We start from the raw sequence: 23,506 nt of genomic DNA, 5'->3' as shown, positions 1-23,506 counted from the left end.
AGTGGAGCTGACACCTTCCACCGCGGTCGGCTGATACGCGCCGGGCCCACCCTCCCAGGGCCCGGCGCGCGCCCATGACCGGGCCGGGCCGAGCACCCGCAGCGGGCCGGGCAGGTCGGCCTCCACGCCGATCCTGATGCTGTCGGATTCGACCTGACAGCGGGACAGCCTTCCGGCGTTGGCGGACGCCGTCGTCGCGGCCCGGCGACAGGCCGCCTCGGGCTGGGCCGATCGGTCCGACGCCGCGGCAAGTGCGGCGAGGTCGGCCGCGGCCGCCGCGCGCTGGCGGGCCGCCCCGGCCACCATCAGGCCCAGCGCCGCCGACCCGACCAGCACGATGACGGAAAGGGCGCCGAGCAGCCAGATCGTGGCCGAGCCGCGGTCGGCGCGGGCTTCCCCGAGAAGCAGGTGCGAGAGCCGCCTGGCGGGCGGTGGAAGCCGATTCACGGGTGTTCCACCAGGCCCTCCTCCACAGCGGCGACCGCGACCGCCGCCACCGTGACCACCGGCACCAGGCGGCCGATGTCGTCGCCACCCACCGCCACGGTGACGCGGACGCGGACCGCGCCCTCGGCCCGGGTGATCTCGATGGCGGCGCCTGGCGGTGCCACGCGCTGCGCCCAGGCCCGGGTGGCGGCCTCCGCCTCGCCGCGGGCGGCGGCCCGTGCGCCGAGGCGGGCGGCGTCGGCACACCGGGCCTGCGCCGACACCGCGCCGATCATCCAGATGAGCATGAACACGACCGCCACGAGACTCGGCAGGCCCATGGCGAGCTCGGCGGTCACCTGGCCGCCGTCGTCGTCGCGGTCCTCGTCGTCGTGGTCGTCGTGTGGCTGCCGTACCGGTACGGGCATCGCGGCGAGGTCAGAACGTGACCGTCAGCGCGCGCTGCACGACCGAGGAGATCAACGAGCGGGTGGCCGAGCTCGAGATGACTGCGTAGAGGACCCCCGCGAACGCGACGGCGGCCAGCGTTCCGACCGCGTATTCGGCCGTCGACATTCCCGCGTCCGTCGGCATGCCCGTGTTCGACCGGGGCGAGCGGTACCAGCGCCGGTGCCGTGGCCGCGGCGAGGGCACGGAGCGCCGCGGGCGGAGCAGCGCGTACAGGAACAGCATGGTTGCCTCCGGGTTCAAGGGGAGCCGGGCCGGACCGGCCCGTGCACCATCGATCGTGTCGCCGGATCAGCCGCCCCGCGCCGACGAAGGAGCTCCTGTGGACGGCGGGTTCCCGTCCACAGGGGCCGCCGTAACCGAACGGCCGCGACCGAGGGGCCGCAAACGGGTCCTCCCGGCGTGGTCAAGGCGCCTCAGCCCTGGTGCGTGGGTGGAGTGGTCGGGCCGAACGCCGGGCCGAGATCCGGCGCCGAGCCGATGACGACGGGTACGACCCCCAGCAGCAGGAACGCGGGCAGGAAGCACAGCCCGAGCGGGGCGACGGCGAGGACACCCGCTCGGCGTGCGGCGGCGATGGCCGCGGCGTGGGCCTCCTGTCGGGCACGGTCCCCGATCCTGGTCAGTGTCGCGGCGAGCTTCGCCCCCGACGACTCCGTCCGGCCGATGGCGGCGGCGGTGGCCGTCACCACGCGGGTCTCCCTGCGCCGGTTCGACCCGCGCCCCGTGCGGTGCGGATCGGCTCGCCACGACCTGCGCGAGTGCCGGGTCGGGCCCCTGCCTGGTCCGCCGCTCTCGTGCCTGGAGGAGTCGTGCCTGAGCCCCTCACGGCGACCGGCTGCGCGCCGGTCGCCCCCACGCCGCCCCACCGCGCGGGCCGCGCCGGCGCGGCCCGTTCCGGCACGGGCCGCATCGGGACGAGGGGCGCCGCCGGCCGCCAGGAGCCGGTCGCATGCCTCGTCGACGGGGACGCCCCGGCGCATGGCCCGGCCGGCGGCTTTCAGCTGGGAGCCCGCCGCACCGCCCGTCGCCACGCCGACGACCTCCAGCGCGTGCTGGGTGGTCGCGCCCGACCGCAGGCACGCGGCCACGAGGTCGAGGGCGAGCGGAAGATCGGCCAGTAGGCGGCGCCGGTACTCGCGCGAGGTCGAACCGCCCCAGCGCCGGCCGGCGGGCAGCGGCCCGGCGCAGACCGGCGGCACTCGAGCCTGCACGCCGTCCGCGATGCGGCGCAGCCAGCGCAGTCCCGCGAGGTCGAGCAGGACGCCTGCGGTCAGGCACGCCCGACCGGCCGATCCGGTCAGCAGCACCTCCACCGGCGACGAGCCGACGAGCGCGCCCAGCGCGAGCCCGAGCAGGGGCAGACCCGCCACCAGGCGACCCGAGGACCGTGGCCCGGCGAGCGCGGACGCCAGCTCGTCGGCCCGGGCGGCATCCGCGCGGGCGGCGTCGGCGAGCATGGTCGCGACGGGGGCGAGCCGGACGCCGGCCAGCCGGCAGACCCGGTACGCCGTCGCGAGCTGGCGCAGCGCGGGAGCCTCGCACCGGGCCAGCAGGCGCGCGGGGTCCTCCGCGTCGGGCAGCAGCTCCCGCAGGCGCGCCAGGTCGAGCCCACCGGCCGCCTGCCCGGTCACGCCTGCCTGGCCGTGGCCGTGGCCCGCGCCGCGTCGCCGTCGGCCGGGCCGGGTCGGCAGGTCCCCGACCGAGTACAGAGCGGTTCGGAGAGCCTCGTCGGGGGCCGCGCCGGCATCGAGCTCGGTCGACAGAGCGGCCAGCACGTCCTCGGCCGCGCCGCGCAGCTCCGCCTCGTACCGCTGGTCAGTCGCGCGCCGGATGGCGAGCTGCGCCGCCCGACCGACGATGACGGCAAGCCCGGCGAGCGGGCCGGCGAGAGCCGTCACGGCGACGATCAGGCCCAGCCGTGCGGCCCCGCCGGCGAGCCTCGAGGTCGCCACCCGCCGCCCGCGGCCGCCGGTGGTCATCGTGCCTCCGGCGCGCTCGCGGGAGGCGGCGGTGCGGTGACCGGGGCCGGCCGTGGGCCGCGCCGGACCGGGGTGGCCTGATCGAAGGGCCACAGCGAGAACCCGCGGTCGCGCAGGAGCGCCCGCAGGATGGGAAGCCCCTCGCGCTCGACGCCGGCGAACGGACGCCCGCCGTGGACTCCCCGGCCACCGGGTGGCCGCTGATCGCCGGATGTCCGCTGGTCACCGCGCGCTCGCTGGCCGCCGCGGGACCGGTGGTCGTCGTGGGCCCGCCGGTCGCCGCGTGCTCGGTCATCGCCACGTGCTCGGTCGTCGCCGTGCGGGTCGCGGTGGACCGGGCCGGTTCCGCCGGCAAGCGCGGGCACGATCCGCACGATCCCGTCCGTGTCGCGGCGCACGACACCGATGCCGGTGACGCGGCGGGCGCCGTCGCCGTCGCGACCGAGGTGGACGGCGACGTGGACGGCCGCGGCCAGATGGCTGTGCAGCGCGGCGCGCGGCAGGCCGGCGAGCGCCCCGAGAGCCTCGAACCGGGCGGGCACCGTCTCGGCTGTGTTGGCATGAACCGTACCGAGCCCCCCTTCGTGACCCGTATTCATCGCCATCAGGAGGTCGAGCACTTCCGGCCCCCGCACCTCGCCGACGACCAGCCGGTCCGGGCGCATCCGGAGTGCCTGCCGGACGAGCTCGCGTTGGGTGATCTCGCCCGCGCCCTCGATGTTGGGCGGGCGGGCCTCCATCCGCACCAGGTTGACCCGGGCGAGGACGAGCTCGGCGGTGTCCTCGACCAGCACGATCCGTTCGCCCGCGGGGACGGCGTCGAGCAGCGCGGCGAGCAGGGTGCTCTTCCCGGTGCCCGTCCCGCCGCTGATCACGGTCGTCAACCTGGCGGCGAGGACGGCGCGCAGCACGATCACCTCGGACGGCCCGATCGTTCCCAGCGCGGCGAGCTCGTCCAGGGTGAACGGCCGGGGCCGTGGCCTGCGCAGCGAGAGGCACGTCCCGCCGAGCGCGGGCGGGGAGAGAACCGCGTGCAGCCGGATCCCGTCGGGCAGCCGGACGTCGACGAACGGCATCGCCGTGTCCAGGCGCCGGCCGCCACTGCCGGCGAGCCGCACGGCGAGCCCGCGGACGGCGGCGTCGTCGGGGAAGCGCACGGCCGTGTGCCGCAGGCGGCCGGCCCGCTCGATCCAGACCTGATCGGGGCCGTTGACCAGGACGTCGGTGACCTCCGGGTCCCGCAGCAGGACGCTGAGTGGCCCGAGTCGTTGCTCGCCGCCCGCGGATGCGCCGGGGATTTTCGGGGCGGCCTCGCGTTCGCCTGTTCGGCCGGGGCCGCTGCCGGTGATCCCACCGATCTCCGCCATCCCGGCCATTGCGCCGAATCGACCGATCTGGCTGATCTGGCTGATTCGGTCGATCCCGCTGGTCGCGCTGAGCCCACCGATTCCACCGGTCCCACCGATTCCACCGGTCCCGCCGGCTCCACCCGTTCCGGGGAGAGGGGAACTGGCGCGAGCAACGCCGGGCAGGCGCGGGCGGTTCCCCGGGGAGGGGAGCGACTGGCGGCCATTCATCGCCGAGCTCCGCCGTCCAACCCGAGTTCCGCGATGAAGAGGTCACTGAACTCGATGATCGATGCGCCGATTCGGGGTTCCGAGCCGGTCGCCGCGTTGTCGACGACGCCCCGCTTCGTGGTCCCGTCTGTGGCATCTGAGCGCGGCTTGCCCGAAGTGCGACCTGTGGTCGGACGGTCTCCCTCACCGTCCGCCTCCCGCCGCCGGCTCTCGGTGGCGAGTGCGGCGGGGCTCGCCCCGGGCTCGTCGCGGATCACCCCGGTCAGGGGGAGGCCCAGCCGGGCCGCGACCGCTCCGGCCGTCGCCGGACGCCCGGACAGGTCCGTCCCACCGGGCAGCATGGGCTCGCCGCGGCCACCGGGACCGGACGGCGGCAGCCGGACGACCAGCCTGACGTCCGAGCAGGTGCGAGCGGCGTGCGCGATCACCCGGGCCGCCGCGGCGGTCGCCCACGGCTGCGTCGTCACGACGACGAGCACCGTCTCGCAGAGGAACAGGCCGACGTCGCAGGCCGGGTCGGCCGAGCGGGGGAGGTCCGCGACGATCAGGTCGGCGCTCCCGCGCGCCGTGGCGAACAGGGCGCCGACCGCCGCGGGTGGCAGCACCGGGATCGCCCCGCGGTCCCAGGAGAGCACCGGCAGGTCGCCGCCGGTCATGGTCGGCCCCGCGAGCAGCCCGTCGAGGAAGCCGTCCTCCTCGTTGGTGATGGGCGCCTCGCGTGGGCTCCCGCCGGTCGCGGTGCCTCCGCCGGGACGTCCGTGCGCCCCGCTGGGCGGGCCGGGACGGTGCCGCCGCGACCGGTCACCCGGCGGCACCGGGCGTGCGCCGCGAGGGGCGGTGGTGAACGGGCCCCGGCCGACCCCGGGCGGGTCCGCCGGCGGTGCCGCGGTCGACGGCATCGTGGCCGCTGACGGGCCGGCCGTCGGCGGCCTGTCGTCGCCCACCGCGATGCCGCCGAACGGGTCGACCTCCAGCAGCACCGAACGGACGCCACGCCGCAGCCCCGCCCGGGCGAGGGCCACCGCCAGCGTCGTCGAGCCGACCCCGCCCCGGCCGCCGAGGACGCCCACCGTCCGCGACCGCCGCCGCGCCGCGTCAGCCGCGCGCGAGAGCAGGTTGACCAGCCAGGTCTCGGCCTCGGGTAGGAAGATCACGTGCTCGGCGTTGATCAGGAGGGCGAGGTTCCAGGTGCGGTGATCGTCGACGTCGGTGCCGACGAGCACGATGTCGGACCGCTCCGGCAGGCCCGCGGCGACGCAGGCGGCGGCGCGGTCGGCGCCCACGACGACGAGCGGCGCGCTCGCCCAGTACCGGCTCGCGGCTCTGGCCGTCGGCACCACCGTGACGGCCGCTCCCGCCGCGGCCGCGAGCCGGAGCAGGTCGTCCAGCAGGTCGGGCGCGTCGGTGACGACGAGGGGGCGCTGGCGATGGTTGTCGTCTGCTGATGTCAGGGGCTTCGCGGGAGTCATGGCGGGGCCCGTCCCTTCGGCGCGGGTGGCTGTGTGCGGCCACCATGCGCCGTGCCCCCCGGTCTGAGTGGATCTTCAGGGTGGGCCGGGCCGTGCTATAAGAACCGTTTCGCGCGGGCCGTGCCTCGGCAGGCGTCCCGCCGGGAACGGGCCTGTACTCAGCCCCGGGAGAGTGCCTCGCACACCGCGAGGGACTCCCGCGCCGCCAGCTCCAGGGCTCCGGCACAGTGCCGCACCCAGACCCCGACACCCTCGGCGCCGCCCGCGACGTACGCGGCGAGCGCGGCACGGTAGTCCGGCTCCGTGCCGACACCCACACCCGGCACTACGGCATCCGTGCCGGCCGCTCCCGCCGAGCCGGTGCGGTCGCGGTCGAGCTCGAGATGGCCGACGTCCGTTGCCACCAGTGCCTTCGGGTCCAGGCCGCGGCTGACCAGGACGAGGCGCGCGGCGGCCCGGGCGATGATCCCGTCGAGCGCGCCGAAGGGACGGATCGCGAGCAGCTCACCGTGCGTGATCGCCGCGACCACGATCGCGGGAGCCCTGGTCGGCACGGTCAGCACCGCGGTGAGCCCGTCCAGGCGCTGGGACATCTCCGCCGCCGGCATCGCCGGCACGGGCGGAGATCCCGCGACGTCCGTGACGGCGGCCCCGGTGATGCTGGTCGGCGACCATGAGGCGTCCGTTCGCGGCCGGCCGAGCACGTCGTCGGGAAGCAGCCCGCGCCCGGCGAGGACGTGCATGCGTGCCAGCGCCTGGCGCGGCGCGCGCTCCCAGGCGGAGGAGAGCGTGCCCAGCTCCGCGTAGAGGCGTACCGCTCCCAGCGTCACGGCGAGTGAGCGTTCCCATGGGTCAGCCGACTGGCTGACCGAGACCGCGGGCTGGTCGTTGTCGCGGCCGGTCTCGCCCAGCCGGGCCCGCAGCGCGTCCAGCGCGATGTCGTGGCCCTCCAGCGCGGCCGAGGCGCGGGCTGCCCGCAGCGATGCCTCGGCGGTCACCTCGGCACTGCGGCGCCGCAGGATGCGATGCCGAAGGAGCGCGTCGACGGCCGCGCGGGCCGCCGTCGCGGCCTCGTCGACACCGGGAATCGCCGCAACCTGGCTCAATGGGTCGGTTCCGACGACTGATACCGACGAACGTGCTGTCACCCCGCAGACGCTACCCCGGCTGGGTTCGCCGGCACCGGCCCACCGTGCGGGCGGAAGGCGCCAGGTCGTCCGCCATCAGGTGTGTCATGAGGTGCGCCATGAAGCGTGAGGTGGGCGAATCGTCCTCCGGATCACATCGCTCCTTCGGGTTGTTGCCCCCCGTGGTCCGCAACGAGCGGTCACACTGCAGGCAGGGCATCCGGACGGGTCGGCCGCGTGACGGCGGCCGTGCGCGCTCCCGGGAGGGCATCGGTCCCGGACCTGACCGCGGGGTCCGCCGACCGACTTCGAGAGGGAGGGCCAGTGTGCCGATGACGACCGACAGTTCGCGAGCGGGGCGGGAACCGACGCTGGGGGAGCTGGTCGCGCTCGCGACCCGGGACATGTCGTTGCTGATCCGCCAGGAGATCGAGCTCGCCAAGGCGGAGCTCGCGCGCCAGGCGGTGTCGGCCGGGCTGGGCATCGGGTTCCTCGTCGCGGCGGCCGGTCTGGGCCTGGGCGCGTTCATCGCCGGCACGGTGTTCCTGGGTGAGCTGTTCACCTGGGCGGGCCTGGAGCGATTCTGGGCGTACCTGTTGACGGCGGTGCTCTACCTCGCCGCGGCCGGCCTGCTCACGATCTTCGCCGTGACCAGGTTCAAGCGCCTCTCACCGCCCGAACGGACCATCCAGACCGTCCGCGACGACATCGCATGGCTGCGCAACCCGACGAACGGGTCCAACGGCTCGGCGCGGGCGCGCACGAAGCCGGGAAACGCCGGAACGCCGCCGGCGCCGACGGCGCACCTGGACGACGGCCCCAGCGTCCACTGAGGCCGCGGAGCCGCGGAGCCGCGGAGGCCCCTCTGGTCACTCAGGCCGCCGAGGTCCCGACGATCCGTGTGACCCGCGCAACCACTGGTCGGCACAGCCGCGGGATCTGCCATCCTTGCGAGCGATGGAGGATGCGACCCCCGAGTCCGCCACGGTTCTCGTCGACGGGCCGTGGCGCCACCGTGACGTATCGACCAACGGGACCCGCCTGCACATCGCCGAGGCCGGCGAGGGGCCGCTGGTCCTCCTTCTCCATGGCTTCCCGCAGTTCTGGTGGACGTGGCGCAGCCAGCTCCGGGACCTCCCGCGGGCCGGCTACCGGGTGGTCGCCGCGGACCTGCGCGGGTACGGCGCCAGCGACAAGCCGCCCAGAGGCTACGACGCGTTCACCCTGGCCGACGACGTCGCCGGCCTGGTGCGGGCCCTCGGCGAGCGGGACGCGGTGATCGTCGGGCACGACTGGGGGGGCCTGCTCGGCTGGACGACCGCGGTCCGCCGCCCGCGGGTGGTGCGCGCGCTGGCGGTGATCGGCATGCCCCATCCGCTGCGGATCCGGCGCCAGATCGCCGCGGACCCCCGCGGACAGGGCCTGGCCAGCCGCCACCTGGCCGCCTACCAGCTGCCGTGGCGGCCTGAGCGTCGCCTCGTCGCCGACGGGGCGGCGCACGTCGGCGAGCTGCTGCGCTCCTGGGGCGGACCGGGCTACCCGGCGCCGGAGACCGAGGCCCGCTACCGCCTCGCGATGCGGATCCCCGGGGTCGCGCACAGCTCCCTGGAGTACCACCGCTGGGTCGTGCGCTCGCTGTTCCGCCCCGACGGGGCACGTTTCGCCGAGCTGCTACGGACGTCCGTGCGGGTGCCGACGCTGCAGCTGCACGGACGGCTCGACCGCTGTTTCCTGCCATCCACGGCGGCCGGCTCGGACCGCCACGTGGCTGCCAGCTACTCCTGGCGGCTGTACGACGGGCTGGGCCACTTCCCGCACGAGGAGGACCCCGACACCGTCACCCGTGACCTGATCACCTGGCTGGCCGAGACCGCGCCCGAGCAGGCCCGCACGGCCGAGGGCGCGGCCGAACCGGCACCGGACGTCGAACCGGACGCCGAGCCGGCGGCTGAACCGAACGCCGAGCCGGACGCCCGAGCGGAGCCTGGACGGGGGGAGTACGGGCGGCGGTGACCCCGCCGGTCAGTCGCAGCTCTGGGTGCTCACCGGCACGAGGGCCTGCGCTCCCTGCCGCACGGGCTCGCTGACCTCGTCGGCAGTCAGCACGTACCCGGTGTCGTTGTCGTCGGTGGCCGCGGCGAAGACCACGCCGTAGACCGTCCCGGCGCTCGACAGCAGCGGCCCGCCGGAGTTGCCCGGCCGTACCCGCCCGCGGATCGCGTAGATCTCGCGGCGAACCGTGCCGCGGGAGTAGATGTCCGGCGCCCGCGCGACCTGCTCGTTGCGGATGCGCGCGGGCTCGGTGGTGTATGGCCCGTCCTGGGGGTAGCCGGCGACGACCGCCGAGTCGCCCATGTCACCGGGCGGCGCGGACTGGAAGCGCAGCGGGGGCCGGAGCAGCCCCGGTACGTGCAGGACGGCCACATCCCGGTCGGGGTCGAACAGCACCACCTCGGCCGGCAGCGCCCCGGAGTCCAGCTCCACGACGGCCTCGGTGACACCGGCCACGACGTGCGCGTTCGTCATCACCCGCTGGGGCGCGATGACGAAGCCGGTGCCCTCGACCTGCTTCCCGCACGACGGCGCCTGCCCCCGCACCTTGAGGATGCTCGCCGCGGCGTTCTGGACGTCCGCCGCGCTGACGACCGCAGGGTCCGGTGGATCGGTGGCCACGATGCGCTCGCCGTCCAGGCCGGCGAACACCTCGGGAAAGCCCTGGTCGTCCATGAGTCGGCGCAGGTCGGCGAAGGTGTGGCGGACGTCGTCGGGCATCGTCGTGTCGACGGTGCCCAGTACCTCGGATCCGCGGGCGGCGCGGGCGAGGGTCTGGAACGGCGAGCGGTCGACCGCGGTCGCGACGAGCCAGGCGACCAGCAGCACGGACACCCCGGAGAGCACGGCGCCGGCGACCGCGTCCAGCCGCTGGCCGGGCCGCCAGGTGAGCCGGCCGCGCAGGGCCGCTCCGAGCGCGGTGCCCGCGATCTGCCCGACGAGGGCCAGGCCCACCACGACGATGAGGCCGACCAGGGCACCGTCCTCCTCGCGGCCGATGAGCTCTGCGAAGGGGCGTGCCACCTTGGCGCCGAGCACACCGCCGCCGAGGAAGCCGACGAACGACAGCGCCCCCACGGCGAACCCCTGGCGGTAGCCGGAGACCGCGAACATCACGACCAGGACGATCAGGACGAGATCGAGAAGGTTCACCGGGGCTCGTCGGCCGAGCTCAGACGATCACAAGCGTGGCTGTCATGCCCTGGTGCAGGGTGCAGACCACCGGATATCGCCCGGGCTTGTCGGCGGTGAACGTGATCGACTGGGAGTTGCCGGCGCTGACGATCCTCGTGGTGGCGCCGGGGATGGCGGAGATGACGAAGTTGTGCGGCGCGGACCCCTTCGCGACCGAGAAGTCGACCCGGATCGTGCCGGGGTGGGCGACGAGCTCGCGGGCCGAGAACGTCTGGTCCACCTGGCCGACCACGGCGAAGACCTGGGTGCCGTCACTGACGCTCGGGGTCAGCGTCGCCGCGGCCGAGGGTGTGCCGGTGTCGTCGCCGCCGCTCCCGCACCCGGTCAGCGCGGTGAGCACCGCCACGGCCGTGGCCAGCGCGGCCAGGGCCGATCGAGCGGATCTTGAGGTCATCTTCCGACGGTACCGCCCGCTTCGTCGAGTGGTCCCCGCGGCTCCACCACCGCGTGGGGGAGGGCCATGGCCGCGGAGATCGCCACGGTGATCTCGGGCACGTCCACTTTCGTCCCGGTGTCCCAGGGGCGTTCCCATCCGCCGAGCCGCAGCAGGGCGTCGAGGACGCCCGCGGTGAAACCCCAGACCGTCATACCGCGGACGCGGAACGCCGGGCTGCCGAAGCCGGACGGATGCCACAGCAGGATCCGGTTCGCCGGGTCGGCGAGCTCCGCGACGGGTACCCGGGCCACCGAGGACGTCTCCGCCGGGTCGACCGCGTCCACCGCGGTGGGCGTGCGCCACCAGGCGAGCACGGGGGTGACCAGGAAGTGGCTGGCAGCCAGGTAGAGGGGGCTGGCGGTGGCGAGGACCTCGACGCCGGCCGGGTCGAGCCCGACCTCCTCCTCCGCCTCACGCAGCGCCGTCGCGGCCCTCGACGCGTCGGTCTCGTCGGCGCCGCCGCCGGGGAACGCCGGTTGCCCGGCATGGTCGCGCATGTCGGCGGCCCGCTGCAGGAGCAGCACGTCAGGCCCGTCCGGACCCTCCCCGAACAGGATCAGGACGGCCGCCGCCCGCCCGCCCGGCCGCGTCTGGCGAGCGTGTCGCGTCTGGACGGGGATGCCGTCGCCCACCGCCGCCGTCAGCGCGGTCAGCCACGGGGGAACCGGAGCTCCGCCGCCGCTCGCCGGACGAGTGTCTCCGCCGGCGCTCGCGGAGTGGGCGTCCTGGCTGACGTCCTGGCTGCTCGGATCCCCGGACGGCGCGGGGTCGCTCACCGGGCCGCCTCCGCGTCCCCGCGGACGAGACGCGCGGCCTCGGCCGGCTCGGTCGGGCCGGTGCCGAAGGACGGGCACATCCGCGCGATGGCGCAGGCGCCGCAGGCCGGCCGGCGGGCGTGGCACACCCGGCGGCCGTGGAAGATCATGCGGTCGGAGGCGATCGTCCAGTCGCGCCGCTCGATCAGCGCGGCGAGGTCGCTCTCGGCCCGGACGGGATCGGTCTCGGTGGTCAGGCCGAAGCGGCGGGAGAGCCGCCCGACATGGGTGTCGACCGTGATCCCGGGGATGCCGAAGCAGTGGCCCAGCACGACGTTCGCGGTCTTGCGGCCCACACCGGGCAGGGTGACCAGGGCTTCCAGCCGGCCAGGGACCTCGCCGTCGAAGCGCTCGACCAGGGCGGCGCCGATGCCCATCAGCGAGTTCGCCTTCGCCCGGAAGAAGCCGGTGGGCCGCAGGATCGCCTCGAGCTCGTCGCGGTCCGCGGCAGCGTAGGCGGCGGCGGTCGGGTAGCGGGCGAAGACTCCCGGCGTGACCTCGTTGACCTTCTTGTCCGTGCACTGCGCCGACAGCACCGTGGCGACGAGAAGCTCCAGCGGACTGCTGAAATGCAGCGCGATGCGGGCGTCGGGGTGAAGCTCGCCGAGCGCGCGCACGATCCGCCGGGCGCGCCGGGTGCGCGCCAGCGCCGTCTCGGCTCGCGCGTCGACGGTGGTTGCCATGCCTCGCAGCGTATCCGGCGTGTCGGCCCGCGGGACCCGTCGCTTCGACGTGGTCCGGCAGGGCGCGTCGACCCCCCGGGTGCGGGCGCGGCGCCGACATCGGCGACCATGGACGGGCCATGTTTGTCTTTGCCGCGATCACGTTCCCATTGGTGCTGCTCGGGCTCCTGCTGGCGATGGAGCGGGTCGAGCGGCCACTCAACGCCGCCGACACGGGTAAGGGGCTCGAGGGCTTCCTCGACAGCGCCCGCCCGGACGAAGTCGCCACGTTCGTCCAACAGGGCCTGCCGGCCGCGCTCGAGCGTTACCGGCGCCGGCTTCGCCGCACGCCGCCGGGCAAGCACCGTGCCGCCTGACGGGCAACTCATGCGGCCCCGGGCGTGTCGCGTGTCGTGCCCTCCTGACCCCCGAACAGCCGTCCTGAACTGGGCCGGGCTGTGTCGATGTGACCCCCGCCGGGAGTGGCACGATCGGGCCGGTGCCGATCGGCCGTACTAGGCGGATTGTGACCTGGACCACTTTGGTGGTCCTTCTTGCGTCACTTTACGTATCAGAACAGAGCATTCGGGTGCATCTGCGTGACCTGGTCAGGCCGATGGGGGTCCCTGGCCGTGCTCTGCGTCCCGTGTCCTGGCATGCTCAGGGCGTGGACGATCTGCTAGCCCGCGTTCCGCTGTTCGCCGGGTTGTCCGAGCCCGACCGCCAGGCGCTTTCCGATCACCTGGACCGGCAGGACGTGACCCGTGGCGACGTGCTGTTCCGCGAAGGGGATGTCGGCGACCGCGTTTTCGTGGTTCTGTCCGGCAAGGTCAAGATAGGACGCCAGTCCGCCGATGGGCGGGAGAACCTGCTGTATGTGATGGGGCCGGGAGACCTGTTCGGAGAGCTCTCCCTGTTCGATCCCGGGCCGCGCACCGCGACGGCGACCGCCGTGACCGACGCGTCGCTCGTCGCGCTGGAGCACACCGCGCTGCGGCCATGGCTGCGTTCCCGGCCCGAAGCCGGAGCGCTGCTGCTGCGTGTGCTGGCCCGCCGCCTGCGGCGGACCAACGACACGATGGCGGACATGGTGTTCACCGACGTGCCCGGTCGCGTCGCCAAGGCGCTGCTCGACCTGGCCGACCGCTTCGGTGAACCGGCCCAGCCGGGTAACGAGGCGGCCGGGGTCCGGGTCGAACACGGCCTCACTCAGGAGGAGCTGGCTCAACTCGTCGGAGCCTCGCGGGAGACGGTGAACAAGGCCCTCGCCGACTTCGCCACCCGTGGCTGGCTCCGGCTGGATTCCCGCGCTGTCGTGCTGCTCGACCGTGAGCGGCTCGCCCGCCGGGCCCGCTGAACCCACCGCCGGTTTGAAAACCGGCCTGTCCCCTGCCCGTTCGTCCCCCGGATCCGCCGCCGCCGCCGGATCCGGGGGACGCATCCGTGCGGCAGACGTCCTCAGCGGTACCCGGCTACCGGCTGGTGCCCTCGGCGGGCGGCATCTCCACCGAGGGCACGGCCTCACCGGACGGGTCGGCCACCGGCACGACCACCGGTGATCCCGGCAGGCGCGCCGCCGTCCTGGCCCGCGCCCTCGTCCCGTTCACGCTCACCTTCGCCAGCGCGGCCGCCGCGCCCAGCCCGTCCTGTGCGCTCAGGTCATCCTGGGCGGCCAGCCCGTCCTGGTGTGGTGTGCCCAGCCCGTCCGCCACGCCCGGTCCGTCTGCTGCGCCGAGCCCTTCCGGTGCGCTGAGCCCGTCCGGTGCGTCGAGGGCTTCCGGGGCGGATCCCGGCAGGGCCGCGAGCAGCCGCCGGGTCTGCGGCGCCTCGCTGACCGCGCCGGTGGCCGTCGCGGCGGCCAGGGCCTGCTCGTAGGCCTCGCGGCTGCCCTCGACGTCACCGTGCGCCGCCAGGACCGTCCCCAGCGCCCGGTATGCCAGCACCTGTGCCCGGACGTCCTCGGCGTCCACTCCGACCGCCTGGCGGGCCACCCGCAGGGCCTCGTCGGGCTCGCCCGCGTCGAGCAGGGTGCCCGCGAGGTGGGCGTAGGCCTGCCGGCGCGGGAACATCAGCGTCGCCGGCTCGCTGGCGGACAGCGCCCCCCGCAGCTCGGTGATCGCCTCGTCGAGGCGCCCGCGCGCCCGCGCGATCTGCGCGACGAGCACCTTCGCCCCGAGCTGGGCGTGCGGGCGCAGTTCCAGCCGGTCCAGGTCGGCCAGGGCGCGCCGGGCGGCCTCCTCCGCGGCATCCACCTCGCCGGCGTCCAGCCTGGTCAGGCCGAGCAGCACCTGGGCGAAGGCGCCGATGAGCACATGCCCGGTGGACGCCGCCTCCGCGCACGCCTCGGTCAGCAGGTCCGCACCGCGCCGGGGGCGGCCAGCCCCACGGGCGGCCAGCCCGCGCGCGATGAGGGTCAGGGTGCGCCCCCAACTGTCGCCGGTCTCGGTGAACAGCTCCGCCGCGCGGGCCGCCTCGCTCTCGGCGGTCTCGATGTCGCCGAGCTCGGCCGCGGCGACCGCGTCGATCGTCAGGCAGACCGCCTGCCCCCAGCGCTCGCGCATCGACTCGGCGAGGTTGATGAGCACGCGGGAGACCTTGCGGGTCCGGGTGAGCTGACCCGAGAGCAGCAGGACGAGGGCCTCGGTGCCCGAGCACCAGCCGAGCCCGCCGGCGTCCTCCAGCCGCTCGAACACCGCGGACGCCTCGCGCAGCGTGCGCTCGGCCTTCGCGTAGTCCCCGCGGGTGGTGGCGCTCCACGCCAGGTGCTGCAGCGCCCAGCCGACCCCGCGGGGGTCGTCGACGCGGCGGGCGAGCGAGAGTGCTTCGCGGTAGCGCTCCTCCGCGGCCTGGATGCGGCCGGCGGCGTATTCGAGCAGGCCGAGCCGGCGCAGCGCCGCGGCCACCGCCCGGTCGTCGCCGGCCCGGTGCGCGGCCTCCAGCGCCGTGATCAGCGACTGGCGGGCCTCCTCGCCACGGCCCTGCTTCTGCCGTAGCTCACCGAGCACCGCGTAGGCGGCGGCCCGCCGGCTCGGGACGTTCACCCGCAGCGCCGGGCGCAGCGTCCGCTCCGCCTCGTCGAGCCGGCGCAGCCAGACCAGCGCCTCGGCGTGCAGGATCCGCACGTTGATGTCGTCGTCGCCGTCGATGACGCCCCGCCCGAGCCGGCGGGCGTCGGCGAGCAGGTCCGCCGCGGCCCGATGGTCGTCGCGGGCGAGCGCCGAGCGGGCCAGCCGGACGTGCGCGTGGAAGCCGGCCTCCCGCGCCGACCAGGCCGGGTCACCCGCGGGCAGCGCCATCGAGGCGGCCAGGTCGTAGGCGCGCAGCGCGTGGGTGGCGACGAAGGTCGACACCTCGCGGGACGAACCGATCATCGCCGTGACGCCCCAGCGCGCCGCCGTGGCGTGCCGGCGGGCCCGCTCCACCTTCGGCAGGCCCGAGTAGGCGACGTCGCGCGCCATCGGGTGGACGAACCGCCACAGGGTCTCGCCCTGCCGCGGTGGGCGGACGAGCTGGCGCTCGGTGAGCACCGACAGCGCGCGTTCGACCTCGGCCGCCGGGCGCTCGCCGACCACCTGGAGCGCCTCGGCGGGGAAGCGCGGGCCGAGCACGGCCGCCGCCCGCAGCGCCGCCTTGGCGGCCGCGTCCAGGTCGTCGATCCTGGCTGCCAGCACCGACTGGACACCGGCGGGCAGGACGGTCGCGGCCAGCGAGCCCTCCAGCACCCAGCGCATCCCCTCGCCGCCAGGGTCGGGCACCTGGTGCAGCAGACCGCGGTCCACCAGCAGGTTGAGCAGCTCGGTCAGGAAGAACGGGTTCCCGTGCACCCGGGCCAGCAGCTCGGCCTGGGTCGCCCGGGACAGGCCGGGCTCGCCCAGGTAGTCCTTGAGCAGGGCACGCGCCGCGCTCTCCGGCAGCGGGCTGAGCGCGATGCGGCGCGCGCCGACGAGATCGGAGAACTGCGGGCTCTCCCGGTCGAGCAGGACGAGCATCACCGGGCCGTTGAGGGTCGTCGTCAGCCGCCGCAGGGCCGTCGTCAGCCGGCTGGTCGCCCACTCCAGGTCGTCGACGACGACCAGCACCGGGTTGCGGACCGCCAGCGCGCTCAGCAGGAGGCCGACGGTCTCGACGGCGTCGTCGGCGGCCCGCTGGACAGCCTCGCCGTGGGAGGCCCGGCCGACCGGGTCACCCGGCGGGGTGGTCGCCCCGGCGCTGGGACGGCGGTCCGGCGGCACGCCGAGCATCCCGAGCAGGCGGTCCCCGATGCCGCTCGGCAGCTTCGTTTCGAAGATCGGATGGGTGAGGCCGGCGACCGTGCGGCGTACCCGGTCGGCGACCCGGTCGAGGGTGTCGCCGTCGGTGATGCCGCACGCCCCGCGGATGAGGTCGATCAGCGGGGCGAGGTCGCGGACGTCGCCGTGGCGCACGGTGCGCCCCCACAGCACGGTCGCGCCCGCGGTCGCCTCGGCGGTCTCGGCGAGCTCCCGGGCCAGCCGGGTCTTGCCGATGCCGGCCTCGCCGATGACCACCGCCATGTCGGGCTGGCCGGCGTCGACCACGCCGGCGAAGTAGCGGCTGAGCTCGGCCAGCTCCTGCTCGCGCCCGATGAACGTCGCGTCGTCGGCCAGGCCCGGCCGGGCGATGTTGGACGGGCGCAGACTGACCAGCTCGTAGGCGGGCACCGGCTCGCGCTTGCCCTTGAGCACCAGGGGCGGCAGATCGCGCCAGGTGGCGACGGAGCGGGTGGCGGTGACTGTGTCCCGGCCGGCGTAGACGGTGCCCACCGCCGCCGCGCCGGACAACCGCGCGGCGGTGTTCACCGTGTCCCCGATGACCGTGTATGACAGCGCCGCCTGCACGCCGGCGAGCACCTCGCCGGTGTTGACGCCGACCCGCAGGCCGAGCGGGCTGCTGTCGCCGCCCTCGTCCTTGATCAGGCGACGGGCCGTCTCCTGCATCGCCGCCGCGGCGCGCACGGCGCGTTCCGGGTCGTCCTCGTGCGCCGTCGGGGCGCCGAAGACGGCCATGATCCCGTCACCGCTGAGGTTGTCGACCCGCCCGCCGACCTCGTCGACCTCGCGCGCGAGCGCGGCGAGGACCCGGTCGGTGACCTCGCCGACCCGTTCGGGGTCGCGGTCCTCCGCCCAGGCGGTGAAGTCGGACAGGTCGCCGAACAGGACGGTGACGACCCGGCGCTCGGCGGCCTCGGCGCGCGGCGTGTCGGTCTGGGTGAACCGGAGCCCGCAGTTGAAGCAGAACCGCCCGCCGGGCACCGTCGGGGTGCCGCATCTGGGACAGACCAGGGGACCGGTCGTGGGGGAGCTGATCACCATCGTGGATCGGTTCCTCTCCGCCGGATGATCGCTGGGCCGCGCGAACCGCTGGGTCGGAAGGCCGGGTGGGGGCCGGCACCGGAGCGCGCGCGGTCGGTAACGTCCCGCGGGTACGAGGGCCCGCGGTCGGTACCAATGGTCCAAAGGGTCACAAAGCGCACGAGCGGTCTCCTCCGCCGGAAAGTTTAGTGGCCTTCGTCTCCCTTTCTGGATCAAGGTGTGTCGGATGACCGACCTGGCCCCGTTCGCGGGGATCCAGACCGCGAGCGGCCCGGCCTCTATAGTGGCGCAGCTCACTTGTCTACCCGGTTTCCGGGATATGACCCGCGTCTTTCGGCAGGTTGCGGCCAGTCTCTGAACGTCCACACCGGCCCCGCCGGCTACCCGCGGTGACCGCCGCCGGGGCCCTGACCTGCGCGGGGCGTGGCGGACCGGCGTGCGCCGGGGTGACCCCGCGCGCGCGGCGGCGGGTGGCTCAGCGTGGGCGGAGATAGTCCAACTGGGCCCGTACCGACAGCTCGGCCGCCGGCCAGAGTGCCACGTCGACGTCCGCGTACACGATCCGGACCACGTCGATCGGCGTCACCTGCTCGGCCGACGCACCCAGATCGGCTAACGCGGAGACCACCTGATCGAGCCGCCGGGCCCGGTGCTCCAGGTATGCCTCGGCCGCCCGCCCGGCCGCTGGCAGCTCGGGGCCGTGGCCGGGCAGCACGGTGGTGTCGCCGAGCTCGCGCAGCAGGCGCAGGCTCGCGAGGTAGTCGGCGAGCCGGCCGTCGGGATGGGCGACGACCGTGCTGCCGCGCCCCAGGATCGTGTCGCCGGTGAGCACGGCCGGGTGCTCGTCGTCGCCGGCCAGCACGAAGGACAGCGAGTCCGAGGTGTGCCCAGGGGTGGCCAGCACCCGCAACTCGACCCCGGCGGCGGCGACGACGTCCCCGGCGCCGAGGCCCTCCGAGCCGAGGCGGTGCGCTGGGTCGAGGGCGCGCACCTGCGCCCCGGTCAGCGCGTGCAGCGTCGCGGCGCCCTCGCTGTGGTCGGAGTGGCCGTGGGTCAGCAGGATCGTGCGCACCAGGCCGGCGGCCGCGACCCGGGCGAGGTGCTCGCCGTGGTCGGGGCCGGGATCGACCACCACGCAGCCGGCGTCGCCCGGTGACCGCAGGATCCAGGTGTTCGTGCCGTCGAGGGTCATCGGGCCGGGATTCGGCGCGAGGACGACGGAGGCCAGCTTCGTGACCCGGCGGAGGGCGGTCACCGCGGGACACCACCGCGGGTGCCCGCGGCCGGTGCCGGGGCGGTTCCCGAAGGCGTGCCCGGCTCGGTGCCGGGGGCACCGTCCGGCGGTGTGCCGGGGGCACCGTCCGGCGGTGTGCCGAGGGCACCGTCCGGCGGTGTGCCGAGGGCACCGTCCGGCGGTGTGCCGAGGGCACCGTCCGGCGGTAACAGGTGTGGGAACGACAGCTGCCAGGTGCCGTCGCGGGCGACGATCCTCGCCATGATCGGCTTCAGGTCGCGGGTGCGCGCGGCCGCGAGCGCACCGGCGACGTCGTCGTAGGCCGACAGCTCCGCGAGGGTGAAGGCGGTGGGCGGGAGCATGCCGATCTCGCCGGCGACAAACCGCTCCATCGCCTCCGCCGGACGGATCCACAGCATTCCGTCAGCCTCGGTCGAGAGCTCCGTCGCGAGCTCGCCCGGCAGCTGCCCGGCCGGCAGCGCGGCGACGAAGAACCTGGTGTCGTACCGTCGTGGCTCCAGCTCGGGGGCTATCCAACGGGTCCACGGGGCCAGCAGGTCGGCCCGCAGGGCCAGCCCGCGGCGGGTCAGCAGCTCGGCGAGGCCACTGCGGTGGCTCTCCACCGCCCGCCGCTCGGCGGCCCAGCCCGGATCGCCGGTGCCCGGATCGCCGGTACCGGCAGCGCCGCCCGCCGCGTCGACACGTCCGGCCGGCACGTTCCTGCCCGTCGGCGTGGCTCCGCCGGCTGGTACGGATGTGCCCGTCGGTACGGCGAGCAGGACGCCGCACTCCTCGAAGGTCTCGCGGACGGCCGCGCAGACCAGGGCCCGCGCGCGGGCGGGATCGTCGTCCAGCCCCGGCATCGCCTCCTCGACGGAGGGCCCGACCCACGGGAGATCCTCGGCGGCGTCCGACGGGTCGACCCGCCCGCCCGGGAAGACGTGCATGCCGCCCGCGAACGACATCGCCCGGGTGCGCCTGAGCAGGTAGGCCTCGATGCCGGACCCGACCGGCGCGTCGCGCAGGAGCACAACGGTCGCCGCGTCCCGGGCGGGTGCCGGGTTGGCGGCCAGCCGAGCCAGCCGGAGTTCCTCCTCCGGTTCCATCCGGCGGGACGCGCCGAACCGGGCGACGATTGCCGCCTGATGATCAGCCATCCCCTGATGGTAGACAGTACGGCCGGCAGAAGCCGAGGTCAGCCGGCCACGCGGGCGACGAGCTCCACCTCCACGGGCGCTCCCAGCGGGAGCGCCGCGACCCCGACGGCGGAGCGCGCGTGCAGTCCGGCGGCACCGAAGACGGCGCCGAGCAGCTCGCTGGCGCCGTTCAGGACGACCGGCTGGCCGACGAATCCCGGCGCGCTCGCGACGAAGCCGACGACCTTCACGATCCGGGTGATCGTGTCCAGGCCACCCGCCGCGGCCGCGGCCGCGGCGAGCGCGTTGAGCGCGCACACGCGGGCCAGCTCAGCGGCCCGCTCGGCGGTGATCTCCGCACCGACCAGGCCGGACGCCAGCAGCTTCCCGGCCACCAGCGGGAGCTGCCCCGCGGTCCAGACCAGATCGCCGTCGCGCACCGCGGGGACATAGGCCCCGGCCGGGGTGGGCACCGCCGGGAGGACCAGCCCGAGCTCGGCGAGCCGCCCGGACGGCGTCGTGGCGGCCGCGGGCGGGACGGGAGCGGTCATCGTCGGAGTCGACCTTCTGTCGAGGAGGGCACGTCAGGGAACAGGGGGCGGGGGGCGGGGGCGACCGTCCCGTCGCGGGCGGACGTCCCTACTGGGACTTCGGCCGCTTGAAGTACGCCACCAGGCTCTCCGGGTTGGGCCCGGGGACGACCTGGACGAGCTCCCAGCCGTCGGCACCGAAGTTGTCGAGGATCTGCTTGGTGGCGTGGATCAGGAGCGGGGCAGTCATGTACTCCCACTTGGTCTGCATGACGATGGACCCTAGAGCATCCGCGGACCGCCACCCGGTTGGGTAGGCGGTGTGGCCGCCGTGACGAGGGTCCGGGGCGTGGCAGTCCGGATCGGCGGCCCACGGGTACGGTCGAGCACGTGACCGGTGACGACAACGCGCCAGCGGCGACCGCCGGCCCCTGGGACTGTCGGTTGCACATCGTCACCGGCAAGGGCGGCACGGGAAAGACCACGATCGCCGGCGCGCTGGCCGTCGCGCTGGCCACCGGGGGGCGCCGGGTGCTGCTGACCGAGGTCGAGGGGCGCCAGCAGATCGCCCAGCTCTTCGATACCCCGCCGCTGCCCTACCGTGAGCGCAAGGTGGCGAGCGCGCCCGGCGGCGGCGAGGTCTTCGCGCTGGCCATCGACGCGGACGAGGCGTTGCTGGAGTACCTCGAGATGTTCTACAACCTGCGCCGCGCGGGTCGGGCGCTCGGCCGCATCGGCGCCGTCGACTTCGCCACCACGGTCGCCCCCGGTGTCCGTGACGTGCTCCTCACCGGCAAGGTGAAGGAGGCCGTCAACCGGCCGGACGGCACCCGTCCGAGTGGGCTCGCCTACGACGCGGTCGTGCTCGACGCGCCCCCCACCGGCCGGATCGCCCGTTTTCTGAACGTCACCGCGGAGGTCGCGGGGCTGGCGCGGATGGGCCCGATCAGGGCACAGGCGGACAGCGTGATGGCGGTGCTGGCGCCCGAGCGGGCGGCGGTCCACCTGGTCACCCTGCTCGAGGAGATGCCGGTCCAGGAGACGGTGGACGGCATCCGGGAGCTGCGCGAGGTGGGCCTGCCGGTCGGCGCGGTGGTGGTGAACATGGTGCGCAGCCCGCTGCTCGCCCCCGGCGATCTCGACCTGGCCCGGCGTGGCCAGCTCGACCGCGAGGAACTGGCCACCGGCATCAAGGAGACCGGCATCGAGCCGACCGAGGAACTGATCTCGAACCTGGCCTGGGAGGCCGCGCAGCACGCCGAGCGGGTCGCGCTGGAGACGGCGCAACGTGCCGAGATCGCCGCGCTGGGACGTCCGGTCTACGAGGTGCCGCTGCTGGCGGACGGCGTGGATCTCGGTTCGCTCTACCGGTTCGCCGAGATGCTCCGAGCCCAGCGGATGGTGGCATGACCCCCGCGGGCGAGAACCCGGCTGACCCGACCACCGGCATGGACCCGACCACCGGCATGGACCCGGCCGGTGGCTCCACGGGCGGCCGCGGGCGGGCCGGTGGCGGGCCGCCGTCCGGTGGCGGCGATGGCGCCGGTGAGAGTGGTTCCGGCGCGACGGCCGGGAAGCCGACCCGCGCCGCGGGGGCACGCGCTACGGGATCACGCGCTGCGGGGAAGAAGACCACCACGGGGCGGGCGAAGGCGACGCCCGGATCGCCGCGGAAGGCGACCGGGGCCCGTAGGGCCACGGGACGGGGTCAGCGGACGGCGCCGAGCCGGCCGCGGCCGCGTCCGCATCCGCTCGGGGTCCCGCGGTTGGACGTCGACGCCATGCTCGACACCGAGCGGATCATCGTGTGCTGCGGGTCGGGCGGGGTCGGCAAGACCACGACCGCCGCCGCGCTCGCGCTGCGCGCCGCCGAGCGTGGCCGGCGCGTGGTGGTACTGACGATCGACCCGGCCAGGCGCCTCGCGCAGTCGCTCGGCCTGACCGCGCTCGACAACAACCCCCGCGAGGTCGCGGGGGTCGACCCGGCCGCCGGTGGCCGTCTCGACGCGATGATGCTCGACATGAAGCGGACGTTCGACGAGATCGTCCTCGACCACAGCACGCCCGAACGGGCCGAGGCGCTGCTGGCGAACCCGTTCTACCAGTCGCTGTCGTCGTCCTTCGCCGGTACGCAGGAGTACATGGCGATGGAGAAGCTGGGGCAGCTCGACGCCAGCGGCTCCTGGGACCTGATCGTCGTCGACACCCCGCCGACCCGTTCGGCGCTGGACTTCCTGGACGCGCCGAACCGGCTCGGCGACTTCCTCGACGGGCGCCTGCTGCGCCTGCTGCTGGCGCCCGCGAAGGCCGGTGGCCGGGCGTACGCGAAGGTCATCGGAGCCAGCCTGGGCATGTTCACCCGGGTCATCACGAAGGTGCTCGGCGCGCAGCTGCTGGCCGACGTGAGCCAGTTCGTGGCCGCGCTGGAGACGATGTTCGGCGGTTTCCGGGCCCGCGCCGACGAGACGTTCCGCCTGCTCGCGGCGCCCGGCACCTCTTTCGTGGTGGTCGCGGCGCCCGAGGCGGCCGCGCTGCGGGAGGCGTCCTACTTCGTGGACCGGCTCGACGCGGACGGCATGCCGCTCGCGGGACTGATCGTCAACAGGATGCACTTCTGCGCCGCCTCCGCGCTGACCGTCGAGCGGGGGCTGGCCGCCGCTGAGAATCTCACCGACCACGGCGAGCATCCGCTGGCCGCGGCTGTGCTGCGTATCCACGCCGACCGGGCGCGGCTCGCCGAACGTGAGGTCCGGCTGCGTGAACGGTTCACCAGTGCCCATCCGGACACGGCACTCGTCGAGGTCGAGGCGTTGTCCGAGGACGTCCACGACCTGGCCGGGCTGCGGGAGATCGGTCGCGCGCTCGCCGGGGACGAACGGGCCGCGGCGGCCGGCTGACCGGCCGGGGAACGGCGGGTGGGAGCGCGCGGCGCGTGTTCTGGGGGAGGCCGACGTGGAGGTGGCTGGCGTAGGCACCTGGCGGGGTCCTGCCGTAGGCACGAAGGGTCGTTCCGCGGGACCCGTCGGGGACCGCGTACGGAACTCGATGCACTCGCTCGATGCACTGAC

General features: G+C 75.0%; 21 protein-coding genes and 1 pseudogene. 6 read left to right on the top strand and 16 right to left on the bottom strand.

Going from position 1 to position 23,506, the window contains the following annotated elements:
- Nucleotides 1–69: 69 nt before the first annotated feature.
- The 7 genes and pseudogenes from E0504_RS53375 to E0504_RS03545 all read right to left on the bottom strand — a co-directional run.
- Nucleotides 70–447: pseudogene (locus tag E0504_RS53375) on the bottom strand (Rv3654c family TadE-like protein); the annotation flags it as partial.
- Nucleotides 444–854: a TadE family type IV pilus minor pilin gene (locus E0504_RS03570; RefSeq protein ID WP_112108391.1), complete on the bottom strand. Its 411-nt coding sequence runs from the start codon at nucleotides 852–854 to the stop codon at nucleotides 444–446. The gene E0504_RS03570 and the pseudogene E0504_RS53375, both read right to left, overlap by 4 nt.
- 10 nt (nucleotides 855–864) lie before the next feature.
- Nucleotides 865–1,119: a DUF4244 domain-containing protein gene (locus E0504_RS51890; protein ID WP_071066192.1), complete on the bottom strand. Its 255-nt coding sequence runs from the start codon at nucleotides 1,117–1,119 to the stop codon at nucleotides 865–867.
- 191 nt (nucleotides 1,120–1,310) lie between these two features.
- Nucleotides 1,311–2,876: a secretion system protein gene (locus tag E0504_RS03560; RefSeq protein ID WP_112108400.1), complete on the bottom strand. Its 1,566-nt coding sequence runs from the start codon at nucleotides 2,874–2,876 to the stop codon at nucleotides 1,311–1,313.
- Nucleotides 2,873–4,252, bottom strand: coding sequence for a TadA family conjugal transfer-associated ATPase (locus E0504_RS03555; protein WP_235014646.1), 1,380 nt, complete (start codon nucleotides 4,250–4,252; stop codon nucleotides 2,873–2,875). The genes E0504_RS03560 and E0504_RS03555 overlap by 4 nt, the downstream gene beginning before the upstream one ends.
- A 197-nt stretch (nucleotides 4,253–4,449) precedes the next feature.
- Complete coding sequence (ssd, locus tag E0504_RS03550; RefSeq protein ID WP_112108389.1) at nucleotides 4,450–5,922, bottom strand: septum site-determining protein Ssd; 1,473 nt, start codon at nucleotides 5,920–5,922, stop codon at nucleotides 4,450–4,452.
- 158 nt (nucleotides 5,923–6,080) lie between these two features.
- Entirely contained in the window at nucleotides 6,081–7,070 is a 990-nt protein-coding gene (locus E0504_RS03545) for a hypothetical protein (protein ID WP_071066195.1), read from the bottom strand.
- A 311-nt stretch (nucleotides 7,071–7,381) separates the two neighbouring features.
- On the opposite strand from E0504_RS03545, the gene E0504_RS03540 reads away from it, so the two are divergent.
- Together E0504_RS03540 and E0504_RS03535 are read left to right on the top strand one after the other, a co-directional pair.
- On the top strand, nucleotides 7,382–7,882 hold the full coding sequence (locus tag E0504_RS03540) for a phage holin family protein (protein WP_112108388.1): 501 nt from the start codon (nucleotides 7,382–7,384) through the stop codon (nucleotides 7,880–7,882).
- Nucleotides 7,883–8,006: 124 nt separating this feature from the next.
- Nucleotides 8,007–9,062 carry an alpha/beta fold hydrolase gene (locus tag E0504_RS03535; protein ID WP_131622069.1) on the top strand — a complete coding sequence of 352 codons (1,056 nt, stop codon included), beginning with the start codon at nucleotides 8,007–8,009 and terminating at the stop codon, nucleotides 9,060–9,062.
- A 9-nt stretch (nucleotides 9,063–9,071) separates the two neighbouring features.
- Here E0504_RS03535 and E0504_RS03530 read toward each other — a convergent pair whose 3' ends face one another.
- Genes E0504_RS03530 through nth form a run of 4 tightly spaced genes read right to left on the bottom strand, consistent with a single transcriptional unit; the run spans nucleotide 9,072 to nucleotide 12,229 of the window.
- Complete coding sequence (locus tag E0504_RS03530; RefSeq protein WP_071066198.1) at nucleotides 9,072–10,253, bottom strand: MarP family serine protease; 1,182 nt, start codon at nucleotides 10,251–10,253, stop codon at nucleotides 9,072–9,074.
- A 19-nt stretch (nucleotides 10,254–10,272) separates the two neighbouring features.
- Nucleotides 10,273–10,689, bottom strand: a complete 417-nt coding sequence (locus E0504_RS03525) for a cupredoxin domain-containing protein (RefSeq protein WP_112108386.1) — start codon at nucleotides 10,687–10,689, stop codon at nucleotides 10,273–10,275.
- Complete coding sequence (locus E0504_RS03520) at nucleotides 10,686–11,507, bottom strand: CoA pyrophosphatase (protein ID WP_131621986.1); 822 nt, start codon at nucleotides 11,505–11,507, stop codon at nucleotides 10,686–10,688. The genes E0504_RS03525 and E0504_RS03520 overlap by 4 nt, the downstream gene beginning before the upstream one ends.
- Complete coding sequence (gene nth / locus E0504_RS03515) at nucleotides 11,504–12,229, bottom strand: endonuclease III (protein ID WP_012157769.1); 726 nt, start codon at nucleotides 12,227–12,229, stop codon at nucleotides 11,504–11,506. The genes E0504_RS03520 and nth overlap by 4 nt, the downstream gene beginning before the upstream one ends.
- Before the next feature lie 119 nt (nucleotides 12,230–12,348).
- Between nth and E0504_RS03510 the strand changes: the two genes are divergently transcribed.
- Entirely contained in the window at nucleotides 12,349–12,585 is a 237-nt protein-coding gene (locus E0504_RS03510; RefSeq protein WP_012157770.1) for a hypothetical protein, read from the top strand.
- A 290-nt stretch (nucleotides 12,586–12,875) separates the two neighbouring features.
- Nucleotides 12,876–13,565: a Crp/Fnr family transcriptional regulator gene (locus tag E0504_RS03505; RefSeq protein ID WP_018506292.1), complete on the top strand. Its 690-nt coding sequence runs from the start codon at nucleotides 12,876–12,878 to the stop codon at nucleotides 13,563–13,565.
- Between the two features lie 115 nt (nucleotides 13,566–13,680).
- On the opposite strand, the gene E0504_RS03500 is transcribed toward E0504_RS03505, so the two are convergent.
- The 5 genes from E0504_RS03500 to E0504_RS03480 all read right to left on the bottom strand — a co-directional run bounded on the left by E0504_RS03500 (nucleotide 13,681) and on the right by E0504_RS03480 (nucleotide 20,709).
- A complete protein-coding gene (locus E0504_RS03500) occupies nucleotides 13,681–17,538 on the bottom strand; it encodes a tetratricopeptide repeat protein (protein ID WP_112108384.1) in 3,858 nt (1,285 codons plus the stop codon).
- A 475-nt stretch (nucleotides 17,539–18,013) separates the two neighbouring features.
- Entirely contained in the window at nucleotides 18,014–18,793 is a 780-nt protein-coding gene (locus E0504_RS03495; protein WP_071066202.1) for an MBL fold metallo-hydrolase, read from the bottom strand.
- Nucleotides 18,790–19,929 (bottom strand): NUDIX hydrolase, encoded by a 1,140-nt coding sequence (locus tag E0504_RS03490; protein WP_131621984.1) that lies wholly within the window; start codon nucleotides 19,927–19,929, stop codon nucleotides 18,790–18,792. Before E0504_RS03490 ends, E0504_RS03495 begins: the two co-directional genes overlap by 4 nt.
- A 38-nt stretch (nucleotides 19,930–19,967) precedes the next feature.
- Nucleotides 19,968–20,459, bottom strand: coding sequence for a RidA family protein (locus E0504_RS03485; protein WP_071066204.1), 492 nt, complete (start codon nucleotides 20,457–20,459; stop codon nucleotides 19,968–19,970).
- Between the two features lie 88 nt (nucleotides 20,460–20,547).
- Nucleotides 20,548–20,709 carry a DUF4177 domain-containing protein gene (locus tag E0504_RS03480; protein WP_012157776.1) on the bottom strand — a complete coding sequence of 54 codons (162 nt, stop codon included), beginning with the start codon at nucleotides 20,707–20,709 and terminating at the stop codon, nucleotides 20,548–20,550.
- A 119-nt stretch (nucleotides 20,710–20,828) separates the two neighbouring features.
- Here E0504_RS03480 and E0504_RS03475 point away from each other — a divergent pair, with 119 nt between their 5' ends.
- The gene (locus E0504_RS03475) at nucleotides 20,829–21,848 is read left to right on the top strand and encodes an ArsA-related P-loop ATPase (protein WP_071066205.1); all 1,020 of its coding nucleotides are present in this window, start codon (nucleotides 20,829–20,831) and stop codon (nucleotides 21,846–21,848) included.
- Nucleotides 21,845–23,335 carry an ArsA-related P-loop ATPase gene (locus E0504_RS03470; RefSeq protein ID WP_235014644.1) on the top strand — a complete coding sequence of 497 codons (1,491 nt, stop codon included), beginning with the start codon at nucleotides 21,845–21,847 and terminating at the stop codon, nucleotides 23,333–23,335. The genes E0504_RS03475 and E0504_RS03470 overlap by 4 nt, the downstream gene beginning before the upstream one ends.
- The last annotated feature ends 171 nt before the right edge of the window (nucleotides 23,336–23,506 follow it).

It is taken from the genome of Parafrankia sp. BMG5.11, from assembly GCF_004337455.1.
The sequence above is the reverse complement of the archived record's forward strand: the minus strand, read 5'-3'. Positions and strand labels throughout refer to the sequence as shown.

Excerpts from the sequence above, each read along its gene's own strand:
- E0504_RS51890 (WP_071066192.1), bottom strand. The coding sequence starts at position 1,119 with ATGCTGTTCCTGTACGCGCTGCTCCGCCCGCGGCGCTCCGTGCCCTCG.
- nth (WP_012157769.1), bottom strand. The coding sequence starts at position 12,229 with ATGGCAACCACCGTCGACGCGCGAGCCGAGACGGCGCTGGCGCGCACC.
- E0504_RS03480 (WP_012157776.1), bottom strand. The coding sequence starts at position 20,709 with ATGCAGACCAAGTGGGAGTACATGACTGCCCCGCTCCTGATCCACGCC.
- E0504_RS03525 (WP_112108386.1), bottom strand. The coding sequence starts at position 10,689 with ATGACCTCAAGATCCGCTCGATCGGCCCTGGCCGCGCTGGCCACGGCC.
- E0504_RS03500 (WP_112108384.1), bottom strand. The coding sequence starts at position 17,538 with ATGGTGATCAGCTCCCCCACGACCGGTCCCCTGGTCTGTCCCAGATGC.
- E0504_RS03535 (WP_131622069.1), top strand. The coding sequence starts at position 8,007 with ATGGAGGATGCGACCCCCGAGTCCGCCACGGTTCTCGTCGACGGGCCG.
- E0504_RS03490 (WP_131621984.1), bottom strand. The coding sequence starts at position 19,929 with ATGGCTGATCATCAGGCGGCAATCGTCGCCCGGTTCGGCGCGTCCCGC.
- ssd (WP_112108389.1), bottom strand. The coding sequence starts at position 5,922 with ATGACTCCCGCGAAGCCCCTGACATCAGCAGACGACAACCATCGCCAG.
- E0504_RS03510 (WP_012157770.1), top strand. The coding sequence starts at position 12,349 with ATGTTTGTCTTTGCCGCGATCACGTTCCCATTGGTGCTGCTCGGGCTC.
- E0504_RS03560 (WP_112108400.1), bottom strand. The coding sequence starts at position 2,876 with ATGACCACCGGCGGCCGCGGGCGGCGGGTGGCGACCTCGAGGCTCGCC.
- E0504_RS03570 (WP_112108391.1), bottom strand. The coding sequence starts at position 854 with ATGCCCGTACCGGTACGGCAGCCACACGACGACCACGACGACGAGGAC.
- E0504_RS03555 (WP_235014646.1), bottom strand. The coding sequence starts at position 4,252 with ATGGCCGGGATGGCGGAGATCGGTGGGATCACCGGCAGCGGCCCCGGC.
- E0504_RS03470 (WP_235014644.1), top strand. The coding sequence starts at position 21,845 with ATGACCCCCGCGGGCGAGAACCCGGCTGACCCGACCACCGGCATGGAC.
- E0504_RS03485 (WP_071066204.1), bottom strand. The coding sequence starts at position 20,459 with ATGACCGCTCCCGTCCCGCCCGCGGCCGCCACGACGCCGTCCGGGCGG.
- E0504_RS03540 (WP_112108388.1), top strand. The coding sequence starts at position 7,382 with ATGACGACCGACAGTTCGCGAGCGGGGCGGGAACCGACGCTGGGGGAG.